General features: G+C 65.6%; 17 protein-coding genes. 7 read left to right on the top strand and 10 right to left on the bottom strand.

Annotated elements, in window-relative coordinates; translation table 11 throughout:
- Nucleotides 1-104: 104 nt before the first annotated feature.
- The 4 genes from abiEi (at nucleotide 105) to ACYUME_RS21800 (ending at nucleotide 3,227) form a co-directional block, all read left to right on the top strand.
- On the top strand, nucleotides 105-659 hold the full coding sequence (abiEi, locus tag ACYUME_RS21785) for a type IV toxin-antitoxin system AbiEi family antitoxin (protein WP_460416816.1): 555 nt from the start codon (nucleotides 105-107) through the stop codon (nucleotides 657-659).
- Entirely contained in the window at nucleotides 646-1,548 is a 903-nt protein-coding gene (locus ACYUME_RS21790; RefSeq protein ID WP_460416818.1) for a nucleotidyl transferase AbiEii/AbiGii toxin family protein, read from the top strand. Before abiEi ends, ACYUME_RS21790 begins: the two co-directional genes overlap by 14 nt.
- 84 nt (nucleotides 1,549-1,632) lie before the next feature.
- Nucleotides 1,633-2,112, top strand: coding sequence for a GNAT family N-acetyltransferase (locus ACYUME_RS21795; RefSeq protein ID WP_460416820.1), 480 nt, complete (start codon nucleotides 1,633-1,635; stop codon nucleotides 2,110-2,112).
- Nucleotides 2,113-2,330: 218 nt separating this feature from the next.
- Entirely contained in the window at nucleotides 2,331-3,227 is an 897-nt protein-coding gene (locus ACYUME_RS21800; RefSeq protein ID WP_460416822.1) for a bestrophin family protein, read from the top strand.
- An 88-nt stretch (nucleotides 3,228-3,315) separates the two neighbouring features.
- Here ACYUME_RS21800 and phnE read toward each other — a convergent pair whose 3' ends face one another.
- From phnE to ACYUME_RS21820, 4 genes are read right to left on the bottom strand one after another with little or no spacing between them, the layout of a single operon-like run.
- On the bottom strand, nucleotides 3,316-4,083 hold the full coding sequence (gene phnE, locus ACYUME_RS21805; RefSeq protein ID WP_460416824.1) for a phosphonate ABC transporter, permease protein PhnE: 768 nt from the start codon (nucleotides 4,081-4,083) through the stop codon (nucleotides 3,316-3,318).
- Nucleotides 4,080-4,907, bottom strand: coding sequence for a PhnE/PtxC family ABC transporter permease (locus ACYUME_RS21810; protein WP_279880623.1), 828 nt, complete (start codon nucleotides 4,905-4,907; stop codon nucleotides 4,080-4,082). Before ACYUME_RS21810 ends, phnE begins: the two co-directional genes overlap by 4 nt.
- Nucleotides 4,901-5,695: a phosphonate ABC transporter ATP-binding protein gene (locus ACYUME_RS21815; RefSeq protein ID WP_460416826.1), complete on the bottom strand. Its 795-nt coding sequence runs from the start codon at nucleotides 5,693-5,695 to the stop codon at nucleotides 4,901-4,903. Before ACYUME_RS21815 ends, ACYUME_RS21810 begins: the two co-directional genes overlap by 7 nt.
- Nucleotides 5,692-6,546, bottom strand: coding sequence for a putative selenate ABC transporter substrate-binding protein (locus tag ACYUME_RS21820; protein ID WP_460416828.1), 855 nt, complete (start codon nucleotides 6,544-6,546; stop codon nucleotides 5,692-5,694). Before ACYUME_RS21820 ends, ACYUME_RS21815 begins: the two co-directional genes overlap by 4 nt.
- Nucleotides 6,547-6,735: 189 nt before the next feature.
- Here ACYUME_RS21820 and selD point away from each other — a divergent pair, with 189 nt between their 5' ends.
- Together selD and mnmH are read left to right on the top strand one after the other, a co-directional pair.
- Entirely contained in the window at nucleotides 6,736-7,770 is a 1,035-nt protein-coding gene (selD, locus tag ACYUME_RS21825) for a selenide, water dikinase SelD (protein WP_460416830.1), read from the top strand.
- A complete protein-coding gene (mnmH, locus tag ACYUME_RS21830; RefSeq protein ID WP_279880630.1) occupies nucleotides 7,770-8,882 on the top strand; it encodes a tRNA 2-selenouridine(34) synthase MnmH in 1,113 nt (370 codons plus the stop codon). The genes selD and mnmH overlap by 1 nt, the downstream gene beginning before the upstream one ends.
- Before the next feature lie 177 nt (nucleotides 8,883-9,059).
- On the opposite strand, the gene ACYUME_RS21835 is transcribed toward mnmH, so the two are convergent.
- The gene (locus ACYUME_RS21835) at nucleotides 9,060-9,446 is read right to left on the bottom strand and encodes a lysozyme inhibitor LprI family protein (RefSeq protein ID WP_460416832.1); all 387 of its coding nucleotides are present in this window, start codon (nucleotides 9,444-9,446) and stop codon (nucleotides 9,060-9,062) included.
- Nucleotides 9,447-9,480: 34 nt separating this feature from the next.
- The gene (locus ACYUME_RS21840) at nucleotides 9,481-10,383 is read right to left on the bottom strand and encodes a LysR family transcriptional regulator (protein WP_460416834.1); all 903 of its coding nucleotides are present in this window, start codon (nucleotides 10,381-10,383) and stop codon (nucleotides 9,481-9,483) included.
- Between the two features lie 91 nt (nucleotides 10,384-10,474).
- Between ACYUME_RS21840 and ACYUME_RS21845 the strand changes: the two genes are divergently transcribed.
- Nucleotides 10,475-10,951, top strand: coding sequence for a DMT family transporter (locus ACYUME_RS21845; RefSeq protein ID WP_279880636.1), 477 nt, complete (start codon nucleotides 10,475-10,477; stop codon nucleotides 10,949-10,951).
- Nucleotides 10,952-11,091: 140 nt separating this feature from the next.
- On the opposite strand, the gene ACYUME_RS21850 is transcribed toward ACYUME_RS21845, so the two are convergent.
- The 4 genes from ACYUME_RS21850 to ACYUME_RS21865 form a co-directional block, all read right to left on the bottom strand.
- Complete coding sequence (locus ACYUME_RS21850) at nucleotides 11,092-11,631, bottom strand: hypothetical protein (RefSeq protein ID WP_460416835.1); 540 nt, start codon at nucleotides 11,629-11,631, stop codon at nucleotides 11,092-11,094.
- Between the two features lie 52 nt (nucleotides 11,632-11,683).
- Entirely contained in the window at nucleotides 11,684-12,247 is a 564-nt protein-coding gene (locus ACYUME_RS21855; RefSeq protein WP_134690010.1) for a GNAT family N-acetyltransferase, read from the bottom strand.
- 342 nt (nucleotides 12,248-12,589) lie between these two features.
- Nucleotides 12,590-12,841, bottom strand: coding sequence for a DUF3077 domain-containing protein (locus tag ACYUME_RS21860; protein WP_460416837.1), 252 nt, complete (start codon nucleotides 12,839-12,841; stop codon nucleotides 12,590-12,592).
- The gene (locus ACYUME_RS21865) at nucleotides 12,838-13,083 is read right to left on the bottom strand and encodes a hypothetical protein (protein ID WP_279880643.1); all 246 of its coding nucleotides are present in this window, start codon (nucleotides 13,081-13,083) and stop codon (nucleotides 12,838-12,840) included. Before ACYUME_RS21865 ends, ACYUME_RS21860 begins: the two co-directional genes overlap by 4 nt.
- Nucleotides 13,084-13,491: the final 408 nt, after the last annotated feature.

Raw genomic sequence — 13,491 nt, forward strand, 5'->3', positions numbered from 1 at the left:
GCCTAACCACACAGAAAATCACACATAGTGCAACTTACTGCATAGTCTCAGCTGCCGTTCTACACTAAGTTACACAAACCGTGACTTTCTGTTGAATCAGTCCCATGCCTGCACAGCCGCTCCAGCGCCTCTATCGAGGCCTGCATCACCTCGCCACGCCCCAGCGCTATCTGTTCACGCCAGCGGATATGCGCGCCCTGGTGCCCGGCTTGTCCGACGGTGCCTATCGCTCGCTGCTGAGCAGAGCGTCCAACGACAGCATCCTGATCAGGGTGTGCAGGGGGCTTTACCTCTTCACTCCCGCCAAACCCAACCCTGGGCTCGTGCTCTATCACGCTGCGGCCCGCCTGCGAGCTGACAACCTCAACTACATCAGCCTCGAGTGCGCCCTCAGCGATATCGGAGTGATCTCTCAGGTACCACAGAACTGGCTGACTACCATGTCGTCAGGACGAAGCCAGACCATAAGCTGCGCAGCTTTCGGCACGGTCGAGTTCGTCCATACCACCCGTACCGCTCTCGAACTCAACGGCCAACTCGACTACGACGACCGCTGCCGCCTATGGCGCGCCAAAGCCTCGCTGGCCTTGGCCGACATGAAACGGACCAGACGCAATCTGGAGCTGATCGACTGGAAAACGGCCAATGAACTTGTTTGATCGACTTGTCCAGCACGCCCTGGGCAACACACCTGAGCTCGCGCCACTGCAAGTGGTGGTGGAAAAGGAGCTGCTGCATCACGACATCCTGCGGATACTCAGCGAGTCCGGCTTGCTGCAGAGGCTCTGCTTTATCGGCGGCACTTGCCTGCGAACCTGCTACGGTTCCAGGCGCCTGAGTGAAGATCTCGACTTCACCGGTGGCGCGGATTTCAAACGGGAAGACTTTTCGGCACTGAAGGAAAGCCTGATCGCAAGGCTGAGTGAAAAGTACGGATTGCAGGTCGATGTGAGCGAGCCGCTGCACACGCCTGGCAATGTGGACACCTGGAAGCTGTGCGTGCAGACACGCCCCGAGGCTCATAACCTGCCCGCGCAGAGAATCCACATCGATATCTGCGCAGTCCCGTCCTATCAATACAAACCCATGACCTTGCTGAACCCCTACGGGGTCGATATGGGAACCGAAGGATTGATCGTCAACACGCAGAGTCTCGAAGAGATCTTCATCGACAAGCTGCTGGCTTTCGCCCTGCGCCGAGGACGCATCAAGAATCGTGACCTCTGGGACTTGGCCTGGCTCAAACAGCGCGCCGTGATACCGGCTTTCGCACTGGTCAGGCGCAAACTTGGGGACCACGCGGTTACTGCCGACTGGCTATTGCTGCAAGGTACGGAGCGAGTCGCCTGTTTGCAGCAGGCACAGACGCAGCGTGACTTCCAGGCGGAGATGCGTCGCTTTCTTCCCTTGCACGTGGTGTCGCAGACTATCGAAAACCCAGCATTCTGGAGCTATGTGGTGGAGACCGTCGAGCAGTTGTTCGGTGAGCTTTGCTTATCCCTGGAGGACGCGGATGCTGGCGCGGGCGATCACAGGTTCCTGATGTAAGGTAATGACTTGCCGGCCCAGCACTAACACCACCCTTCCAGCCACACAGGGTTGGTAACCTCTCCACAAAGCGGAACATCAGCCATGCCACTGAGCCATCGCCCCGTCCGCCCTGCCGACATCGCCACGCTCTGCAACTTGCCTCAAGGCCCGGACGAACTCTTCTATATGTTCCCCAAAGCCACTCACCCGCTTACACCCGCACAACTAAGCGAAGCCATCGCCCAGCGCAGCGGTTCGACGGTGGTCGAAATTAACGGGGTGATCGCTGGCTTCGCCAATTTCTACAAAGCCGAACACGGCGGTATCTGCGCGCTGGGTAATGTGGTGGTGGCGCTAACTGCGCGGGGTCAGGGCGTGGCACGTTATCTGGTGCAGTGCATGATCGCCCTTGCTCGCGAGGAGTTCGCGGCGCGGGAGGTCTGGGTGTCGTGTTTCAATCACAACACCGCAGGGCTGCTGCTTTATCCTCAGCTGGGTTTTGTGCCGTTTGGGATTGAGGAGCGGCAAGCGCCTGATGGAAGCCGGGTAGCGCTGGTGCAGATGAAGCAGGTGTTGGGCTGAGCTTGATGTGGTCTACGGCTGTTCGGTGTGGTCTGGATTGGGGCTGCGTTGCAGCCCATCGCGGGGCAAGCCCGCTCCCACGTTGGTAATGGCTAAAACATCAGGTCCCTTCTTTAGGCTATCCAGAAAAACCACGTAACACCCTGCGACGAATCCCACCGAACCTTGCCCCTCCCGCGACGTCGGAACCTGCATCCCCCGCATCGAGGTTCCCCCACGTGAAAGCCCTCCTCGCCCGCAAATACCGCCTGGTGGTCAAGACCTTCGGCTACATCGGCTGGTCGCTGTTCTGGCTGCTGATCTGGGACGTGCTGGTCACCATCGACTTCATGCTGTTCTTCAACAGCAAGTTCACCCTGCCGCTGATCCCGCTGACCTTGCTGGGCTCGGCGCTGGTGGTGCTGGTGAGCTTTCGCAACAGCAGCGCCTACAACCGCTGGTGGGAAGCCCGCACGTTGTGGGGCGCGCTGGTGAACAGTTCGCGCAGCTTCGCGCGGCAGGTGCTGACGCTGGTCGATGACCCGGCTGACGGGCCGAACCCAGTGAAAGCGACTTTGCTGCGCCGGCACATCGCCTATGTCAATTGCCTGGCGGCGCACCTCAAAGGCGAGAAATGCCCCGATGAGCTGATGGCCTTCATTCCGCCCGGGGAGTTCGAGCGGCGCAACCGTTCGAACAACTTCGCCAACGACATTCTCGGCGGCTCGGCCGCGTTGCTGGCGCGGGAATACCAGGCTGGGCGCCTGGACAGCATTCGCCTGGCACGGCTGGAGTCGACGCTGGTGGACCTGTCCAACGCCCAGGGCGGCATGGAACGCATCGCCAATACGCCGCTGCCCTACCCTTACGTGTACTTTCCACGGCTGTTCATCACGCTGTTCTGCCTGATCGTGCCGGTGGGGCTGGTGGAGTCGCTGGGCTGGTTCACGCCGCTGGCATCGACGGTGGTGGGGTTCATGCTGCTGGCGATCGAGCGCATCGGTACCGACCTGCAGAGCCCGTTTCGCTTCAGCGAGCATCAGATTCCGATGGACACCATCTGCGAGACCATCGAGCGCAACCTGGAGTCCATGCAACGCGAGGCGCAGTGTGGGGAATTGACGCAGGCCACGTGATGCACCGTGGGAGCGGGCTTGCCCCGCGATCGCGTCAACCCAGGTAATCGCCATCGCGGGGCAAGCCCGCTCCCACGAACAGCGCGTTTCAGGCCCTTACGTAGCGCTGGCGCAGCGCATCGCTGAAGGCATCCACCAGCAACACCAGCACCAGCATGGCGATGATCACCGTGCTGGCCTGGGCCTCCTGGAACAGGCTCAGGGTCGTGTAGAGCATCTGCCCCAGCCCGCCCGCGCCGACAAAGCCAAGTACGCTGGCCATGCGAATGTTGTTCTCCCAGCGGTACAGGCTGTACGCCAGCAGCTGTGGCCACAGGTTGGGCAAGGTGCCGAAGCAGAACGCCGCGACCTGACTGCCACCTTGCAGGCGAATCGCCGCGGCCGGCTCCGGGGGCGCATTCTCCAGCGCCTCGGCGAACAAGCGCCCGAGCACGCCAGCCGTATGCAGCGCCAGGGCCAGGGTACCGGCGTTGGGCCCAAGCCCGGCAGCGAGCACGGTCAGCGCCGCCCACACCAGTTCGGGAATCGCCCGCAGCGCGTTCAGCAGCAGACGCGCCGCCCCCTGCAACGGCCAGCCGAAGCGCCCCGCTGCCGGCAGCGCCAGCAACATGCCCAGCACCATCGCCAGCAAGGTGCCGAGCCCGGACATCGCCAGGGTCTCCAGCGCGCCCCAGCTCACGGCGCGCAGGTGCTCGAGCGAGAGGTCCGGGTGCAGGAAACGCCCGGCATACTCGGCCATCTGCCCCAGGCCGCCGTTGCCGACAACGGCATGCAGGTCCAGCTCCAGGTAGGCGAACGACGCCACCACCGCCGCGACGATACCCAGCAGCACCAGCAGGTTGATCGCCCGGTTCATGCCAGCCTCCCGCGCAGAAAGCGGCTGAGCAGGTCGGCCAGCACCACCAGCAGCAGGAACGCCAGCAGCATGCTCGCCACCTCGGCGCCAGCGAACATGCGCATCGACAGGTCGATCTGCTGCCCCAGCCCGCCGGCGCCGACGAAGCCCATTACCACCGAGGCGCGCACCGCGCACTCCCAGCGATAGACGGTGTACGACACCAGCTCGGTCGCCGCGTTGGGCAGGATGCCGTAGCAGAACGCCGCCAAGCGGCTGCTGCCGGCCTGCAGCAGGGCATGGGCCGGGCGCTGGTCGACCGACTCGAAGATTTCCGCGTAGACCTTGCCGAGCATGCCGCTGTAGGTGATGGCGATGGCCAGCACGCCTGCGGTCGGCCCCAGGCCCACGGCACGCACGAACAGCAACGCCCAGACGATCTCCGGCACGCTGCGCAGGAACACCAGCAGGCCGCGCACGGGCAGGCGCAGGGCGCGCGACCAGAAGCCCGGGCGGCCACCGCGCGAGGCGGCGCGCAGCGACAGGGCGCGACTGGCCAGCAGGCTGGTCGGGACCGCCAGCAGCAGCGCCAGGGCCATGCCGGTGGTGGCCACGGCCAAGGTCTGCAAGGTGGCTTGCCACAACAGCCCGAGAAAGTCACGGTCATGGGCCGGGGGCCAGAAGGCGCTGACGAAGCTGGCCATCTGCTGGCGGTTCTCTGCCTGCAGCAGCACGCCGGGATTCAGCTCGCTCAGTTGCAGCCCCGGCCACAGCAGGGCCAGGCACAACAAGGTCAGCAGCAGTCGGGGCAGCGCCGCGGGGTCGCGGGCGTCGGCTTTCAGCATCGTGGAATCTGCACCGTCAGGGTCGGCCCGGGCGCGACCGGCGAGAGCAGTTGCTCGTTGGCATAGAGGGCATCCAGCAGGTCATCGCTCACCGCCTGGGCCGGGCAGTCGAACACCACCTGTCCTTCACGGATACCAATGATCCGCGGGAAATGCGCCAGCGCCAGTTCCACCGCATGCAGGCTGGCCACCAGCGTCACGCCGTGCGCCAGGGCATGGCGGTTGAGCAGCGCCAGGCTGTGGTCGGCCAGCACCGGGTCCATCGCCGAGACCGGCTCGTCGGCCAGCAGCACCTCGGGGTTCTGGTACAGCGCCCGGGCGATGCCGACCCGCTGCAGTTGGCCACCGGACAGTTGCCCGCACTGGACGAACAGCTTGTCCGCCATGCCCAGTTCGGCCAGCGCCTGGCGCGCCCCCGGCACATCGCCCGGATGCAGCAGATTGAGCAGCCCGCGCAGGGTGCCCCACTGCCCCAGGCGCCCGGCCAGCACCGCCGTCACCACCCGCTGGCGCGGCGGCAAGGGCGGCGCCTGGTGCACCAGGGCGACCCGCGCGCGCAGACGCTGGCGAGCACGCGCCGACACCGCCCAGGGCTGGACGTCGAGCAGCGTCAGTTGCCCGGCACTGGGTTGCACGGCGGTGGCCATCAGGTGCAGCAGGCTGGACTTGCCGGCCCCGGACGGGCCGATGATCGCCACCCGCTCGCCTTTGTCGATACGCAGGTCGACAGCCTTCAGGGCCTGGACCTGGCCGTGGCGCAGGCCGGCCCCTTGCAGACGAATAGTCACTTGAGCAGGCCGGCCTCACGCGCGGCTTGCTCGGTGCCCTGGTAGTTCTCGGGCTTGGTCTCGATGAAGCGGCTGGCGGCCTGCAGGTCGAGGATCGCCTTGTCCGACGGCTTGGCCGGGTCGAGGGCGAGGAAGGCCTGCTTGATCTTCTCTTTCAGCGCCGGGTCCATGTTGCCGCGCACGGTCCAGTTGTAGTCGTAGTAGGTCGGGGTGGTGGCGAACACCTTCACCTTGCTGGTGTCGACCTTGCCGGCGTCGACCAGCTTCTGCCAGACGCTGGCGTTGAGCACCCCGGCGTCGACCTTGCCGGCCTGCACCCAGGCCACGGTGGCATCGTGGGCGCCGGAATAGGCGACGCGGCTGAAGTAGCTCTCGGGCTTGATGTTGTCTTCCTTGAGCATGAAGTAGCGCGGCATCAGGCTGCCGGAGGTGGACGAGATCGAGCCGAAGGCGAAGGTCTTGCCCTTGAGGTCGGCCAGGCTCTTCACGTCCGGATTGGCGGTGATGAACTTGGAGGTGAACTGGGCATCCTGCTCTCGCTGCACCAAGGGGGTCGCGGTCGGGTCTTTCAGGTGTACCTGGACGAAGGTGAAGCCCCCCAGCCAGGCCAGGTCCAGGCGGTCGCTGGCCAGCGACTCGACCACTGCCGGGTAGTCGGCGACCGGCACGAACTGCACCTTCATGCCCAGTTGTTGCTCGAGGTATTCACCCAGCGGCTTGAACTTGCGCAGCAGCTCGGTCGGCGCTTCGTCGGGGATCGCGCTGACGCGCAGAACGTCGGCGGCCTGGGCGATCACGGCGCAGCAAGACAGCGCGAGGCCGGCAACCAGTGCCAGAGGGCGTTTGAGCATGGGGGTTCTCCGGTTCAATAGCGGGGAAGAATGAGGTGTCGCATCGCGGGGCAAGCCCGCTCCCACGCGAAAAACCGGCCTGTGGCAGCGAGCTTGCCCCACGATGAGGGCAATCGTGGGAATTATAAGAGCCACTGGCGCAAAGGCCAGCTTTGCTACAATCGCGCATCACGAAAATCCGAGGTGCGTATGAGCGAGCCGATTCGCCTGACCCAGTACAGCCATGGCGCTGGCTGTGGCTGCAAGATCTCCCCGAAGGTGCTGGATGTGATCCTGGCCGAGAGCGGCACCCAGGCCCTGGACCCGAAACTGTGGGTCGGCAACGCCTCGCGCGACGACGCGGCGGTCTATGCCCTGGACGACGAGCGCGGCGTGGTCTCGACCACCGACTTCTTCATGCCCATCGTCGACGATCCGTACGACTTCGGTCGCATCGCCGCCACCAACGCCATCAGCGACATCTACGCCATGGGCGGCGACCCGCTGATGGCCATCGCCATTCTCGGCTGGCCAGTCAACGTGCTGCCACCCGAGGTGGCCCGCGAAGTGATTCGTGGCGGCCGCGCCGTGTGCGCCGAGGCCGGCATTCCGCTGGCCGGCGGCCACTCCATCGACGCCCCCGAACCGATCTTCGGCCTGGCCGTCACCGGCGTGGTGAGCAAGCGCCACCTCAAGCGCAACGACACCGCCAGCGTCGGCTGCAAGCTCTACCTGACCAAGCCGCTGGGCATCGGCATCCTCACCACCGCCGAGAAGAAGGCCAAGCTGCGCGAGCAGGACCAGGGCCTGGCCCGCGACTGGATGTGTACCCTCAACACCCCGGGCAGCCGCTTCGGCAAGCTCGACGGCGTCAAGGCCATGACCGACGTCACCGGCTTCGGCCTGCTCGGCCACCTGGTCGAAGTCGCCGAGGGCAGCGGCCTGACCGCGCGCCTGCAGTTCGATGCCGTGCCACGCCTGCCCAGCGTCGACTACTACTTGGCCGAGGGCTGCATCCCCGGCGGCACCCTGCGCAACTTCGACAGCTACGGCCACAAGATCGGCGCGCTGAGCGACGACCAGAAGCACCTGCTGTGCGACCCGCAGACCAGCGGAGGCCTGCTGGTGGCGGTCACGCCCGAAGGCGAGGCCGAATTCCTCGCCGTGGCGCGGGAGCTGGGGCTGGACCTGGCGCCGATCGGCGCGCTGGTCGAGCGACAGAGCCACGCGGTCGAGGTGATCTGATGCGCCCCGACTGCACCGAGCTGAAACAGCTGTTCCTCGACGACGTACCGATGATGGACATGCGTGCGCCGATCGAATTCACCAAGGGCGCCTTCCCCGGCGTCATCAACCTGCCGCTGATGAACGACCAGGAGCGGCAGAAGGTCGGCACCTGCTTCAAGCAGCAAGGCCAGGCCGCCGCCATCGCTCTCGGCCACCAGTTGGTCGGCGGCGCGCTCAAGCAACAACGCCTGGACGCCTGGGCGGCCTTCGCCCAGGCCCATCCCGACGGCTATCTCTATTGCTTCCGTGGCGGGCTGCGTTCGCAGATCGTCCAGGGCTGGCTCAGGGACGCCGGCATCCAGTACCCCAAGGTGGTCGGCGGCTACAAGGCCATGCGTACCCTGCTGCTGGAAACCACGCAACAGGCCGTCGCTGAATGCGACTTCGTGCTGGTGGGCGGTTTGACCGGCACCGGCAAGACCGACGTGCTGCACCAGCTGGACAACGTGCTGGACCTCGAAGGCCACGCCAACCACCGCGGCTCCAGCTTCGGCAAGCGCGCCACCGCGCAGCCGGCGCAGATCGACTTCGAAAACCGCCTGGCCATCGATGTGCTGAAGAAACGCGCACGCGGCATCGATCAGTTCGTGCTGGAGGACGAAGGGCGTATCGTCGGCAGCTGCTCGGTGCCGCTGGAGCTCTACCAGGGCATGCAGCAGTACCCGATGGTGTGGCTGGAGGACAGTTTCGCCAACCGCGTGGAGCGCATCCTGCGTGACTACGTGATCAACCTGTGCGCGGAATTCGTCGAAGTCCAGGGTGAGGAAGACGGGCGTCGCCTGTTCGCCGAACGCATGCGCCAGAGCATGGCCAATATTCACAAGCGCCTGGGCGGCGAACGCTTCCAGCGGCTGTCCGCGCTGTTGGACCAGGCGCTGGAAGAGCAGCTGCGCAGTGGCGATGTCAGCCTGCATCGGGGCTGGATCGAGGGCTTGCTCAAGGAGTACTACGATCCGATGTATGCCTTCCAGCGCGAGGCCAAGTCTGGCCGGATCGAATTCGCCGGGGATGGCGTGGAAGTGCGCGAGTACCTCAAGGCCCGGGCCGGGCGCCAACGCCGCAACGGCTGATTGTTCCCCTGTGGGAGCGGGTTTGCCCGCGAGGCCGACACCGTGGTGAATGGCACGGGCTTCGCCCGTGTTCGCGGCGGTTCGGCGTCCCGACAAGCCCGCTCCCACAGGGATCGCGCCAGAGTCTAAAAATTGAGCAAGACAGTTGCTCCCACAGGATCGAGGAACCCGAGCAGGTCACTGCCCCGGGCTGAGCACCCGCTCCAGCTCCGCCGCGCGGTCCTTGCTCATGTCCATCTCGCACATCGCCCCTTCGATGCGGTAGATGCTGCCGCTGCTGAGCTTGCCGTGAAACGCGCAATTGCCGTCGCGGTACTTCATCCAGGAGCGCTGCACCTCGCGCAGCTCTTTCTGCCGCTGGGCGTCGAGCTTGGCCATCAGCTGCTTGTACACGCGGTTCAGCCGATCGTCCTGCAGCTGGGTCTCGGCCTGGACGCAAGCGCCCATGGCCAGGGTGCTGGAGGCCTTGTCCATGCATTGGGTATAGGTGGGCGAGTAGTCCTCGGCGTGGGCCGTGGCCAGGGCCAGCGCGGCGACGGTGCCGAGCAGATAACGCTTGAACATGGAGGTTCCTTGTCTGGGGTGAACGCGACATAGCCTAGCGCATGCACAGTGCCTGGATCTGCCCGCGCAGCCAGCGATGCCCGGCATCCCCCTCGCGGCGGGCGTGCCAGGTCTGGGTGAAGGCGAAAGGCGAGATCGCCAGCGGCGGCTCGAACCGGCGCAAGGCTGGGTCCAGTCGGGCGCCAGCCAGGCTGCGGCGGGCGACGGTGAGCACCAGGTCGGTGCCGGCGATCACGCTCTGGGCCACGCCCCAATGCGGCAAGGTCAGGGCGATGCGGCGACGCGCGCCCTGGCTGGCCAGGGCCTGGTCGATCTCGTTGTCGATACCGGGGCGCACGGCCACCAGCACATGGGGCCGGGCCAGCCACTGTTCGAGGCCGAGGCCGCCTCTGGCCGGCAGGCTCGCGCGGTCGGCCAGGCAGACGAAGGACTCTTCGAACAGCACCTGCTGCGCTATCTCGGCCGGCAACTCGGGAAACACGCCCAACGCCAGGTCGACCTCACCGTCGATCAACTGGCCGACCATCGCCTCGCGGCTGCCCTGCGACACCACCAGGTCGATGCCCGGGGCCTCGCGGCGCAGCAGGTGCATCAGGGCCGGCAGCACCACCCGCGCACCGTAGTCGGACATGGCCAGACGAAAGCTGCGCCGGGCCTTGCCGGGCTCGAACCCTGGGCTGCCAAGCAGGTCGTCGAGTTGCCCCAGCGCCTGCTGCAAGGGCTCGCGCAGGGCTTCGGCGCGGGCGCTGAGTTGCAAGCGACCGCCCCGGCGCACCAGCAGCGGATCGGCGAAGATCTCCCGCAGTTGCGCCAGTGCGTGGCTCACCGCCGGTTGACTGCGATGCAGGCGCAAGGCCGCGCGGGAGACGTGCTGTTCGCTGAGCAAGGCATGCAGGGTGAGCAGCAGGTTGAGATCGATGCGGCGCAGATCATCCATGGTGCGAATACAGCCTGTGTGAAATTCGAATTTCCATCATTGAAATGCATGCCGGAGACTGGCGCCAGTGTTCTGATCAGGAGTAGACAGCATGCCCGCCAACCTCTTGTCCGCCCTTCCCCTGCTCGTCGCCCTGCTGGCCGGTGCCGCCGTGCCGTTCCAGGCTGGCAGCAACGCCGCGCTCGGACGCTTGCTGGGCCACCCGTTGTGGGCGGCGGGGGTGTCGCTGCTGGTCAGCCTGCTGATGCTGGTGCCGGCCCTGCTGCTGATGCGCGCGCCCATGCCGCAGGTCCAGCAGCTGGCGCAGGCGCCGTGGTGGGCCTGGTTCGGCGGCGTGGCCGGGGTGCTCTACATCACCGCCGCGCTGGTGCTGACGCCACGGTTGGGGGCCGCGGGGTTCATCGTCTGCGTGGTGGCCGGGCAGGTGCTGTCGTCGCTGCTGATCGACCAGTTCGGGCTGATGGGGTTGCCGGAGCGGCCGGTGAACCTGATGCGCTTGGCCGGGGTGGGCATGATCGTGCTGGGCATGGTCGTGGTGCAGTGGGGGACGGTGCGCCAGGTGACCTGAAGTTCAGACGCTCTTGCTCACTCGGATAGAAGCCCGCTGCAAGCACCATTCCGTTCAAGGTTCTGCGATTCTTGGGGCTGCTTTGCAGCCCCGGCAAGTCCAAGTCGAATGCCAATTCTCAACACTTTAAGCGCGAAAGGTCACAAGGTGTGCGGCTGCTCCGGCGGCGCGATCACCTTGTGCGGCTCGAAACGCAGCGACGGCATCTGCGTCGCCGCATACATCGTCACGCCCAGCGCCGCGATCAGCGCCACATCCAGCCAGCGCCAGCCCGGCACATCGTCGGCCGAGCGAGCCTTCCAGCACCACCAGAGCTGCCCCAGGCAGAACACCAGGATCGCCAGCAACCACAGGTAGAACCCCGCGCCAAAGCCGCTCACGTCCTGGAACCCATAGCTCTGGTTGTCCGGCAGCCGGGTGATGGCAAAGCTGCTGGCCGCCAGGTACAGGGCCGCCAACCCGCAGACCAGCGCCAGGCGTCGGAACCTGCGATGGGCGAGGATCGCCAGCGCCAGCAGCGGATTGGCGAACCACTGGTACAAGCCGAAGGCCATGCCCCAAGGCCCGTAGAGCAGCATCTGCAAGGCCGGCACATGCTGGCCGGCGCCGGTCAGGGCGCCATCGAAGGCCAGGCTCGACAGGTACAGCGCCAGGCTGCAGGTCAGGTAGAAAGCAGGCACCCAGGTGCTCCGTCAGTCGTCGATCGAACACCGACCATAGCGCAGGTCGGCATCAGGCGACAGGCGGTTCGAGCAACAGGCCGTAGAGGCCCGAGTCGGACAACTCGCCCGCCACGCACCAGCGGGCGCGCAAGGTGCCTTCCAGCACGAAGCCCTGGCGCTCCAGGGTACGCGCCGAGCCTTGGTTGCGCGGGTCGATTTCCGCCTCCAGGCGACGCAGGTGCAGGGTGTGGGCGAGGTAGTCGATGAAGCAGGTCAGGGCCTCGTCCATGTATCCGCGACCCTGGGCCGACTTGGCCAGGCAATAGCCGATCTCGCCACGGCGCGAGCCCTCTTCGAGATTGAACAGCTGGACCATGCCGATCAGCTCGCCGTTGTCGCGGCGGTACATGCCCAGCTTGAGCAGCTGGCCGGCGGCGTAGGCTTCCCGGTCGGCGGCCAGGGCGCTTTCGGCCTCGGCCAGGGTCTGCCAGGGGGCGTGGTACCAGTAACGCATCACCTCGGGGTCGGCCATGATGGTCAGCCACTGCTGCGCGTCGCCATGGCGCATGGGGCGCAGCTGCAGGCGTGGGCTGTCGAGGCACAGGTCGCTGGGGAAACTGCGGGGGTCGGGCACGCCGGGACTCCTGTCCGGTGGTGGGGAAATGACAGTCTAACGACAGTGGCTCGGTCTGGCATCCCTGGGGCCGCTTTGCGGCCCGTTCGCGGCACAAGGCCGCTCTTATGGAACAAAACACAATTCTTTGATTTGACTGGGGCAGCGTGGGAGCGGGCTTGCCCCGCGATGCGGCGTAGCCGGTGCCAAACGCCGCATCGCGGGGCAAGCCCGCTCCCACGCTGGAACTCTGTTACCTGCACGACAGGGGGGCCCGAAGGGCTGGGCGATCTCCTACAGGAAACAGCGACTCCGGGTAGGTAGCGGCCTTGTGCCGCGAAAGGGCTGCGCAACAGCCCCATTTCACCGCTGCTGATTCAACCCCAATTCCATGTCATCGATCAGCCCCTTGGCCAGGCCGCTGAGAATCCGCGCGGCGCTGCCGGCCATGAGGTCGCCTTCCATTTCGGCCTCGGTGGTGAAGTGCGCCACGCAGCCGAGCAGCACGGAGAGGTCGCTGAAGGCATGATCGAACGGGATGCCGGGCTGGATGCGGAAAATCTCGAGGCAGGTGGTCTGGCCCTGGGTCGGGCCAGGCTTGAGGTCGTCGCTCATACCGGTGCCCCCTTGGTTCGGGCGTGGCGGATCAGGGCCAGTACCAGTTGCGAGAGGATTTCGGCGCTGTCCATCATCACGTCGAGACGGTCGTCGGGCTGGCAGTTCACGTAGGCGTGGACCGTGTCGGCGAGGGTTTCCATCAGCTTGTTGGCCTGGGCCATGGCTTCCTCGGGGGCGAGGTCGTTGATGATGGTGATGTAGGGGATTGGGTATGGCGGATCAGGGACGATCTTTTTCATTTGTGGTTACCGGTTGGAAATGTTGTTGAACAACCACCTCCGTCCTTCTCACAAACTAGGGTGGCAGCCATGCGCGAGGTGAGAAGACCGTGTTCCAACCATCACGGCCAGGCCTGAGCCTGCACGCGCACAGCTGCCATAACTGGCCAGCGGGGTTGAAATACAGCGGGCTTCTCACACCCGGTCGTCAAATGTGACGACCCGGCGACGTTACCCCCGGGGTATTTCCCAGCCAATGCGGAGCCTTCCGGCAGGCGCGTAGGATAGGTCCCAAGCGCTGTCAGGCTGAAGGAATTGGTTTCAAGTTCGGAATTGTCTTACGCCTTGGGGCGGGGTGAGGGCTGCCAATGGTCCGCGGTGGGGCTGCCAGGGGCCTGGCGATAGCTTTGCAGCGCCTGTGAGATCGAG

This window comes from Pseudomonas sp. microsymbiont 2, from assembly GCF_054788395.1.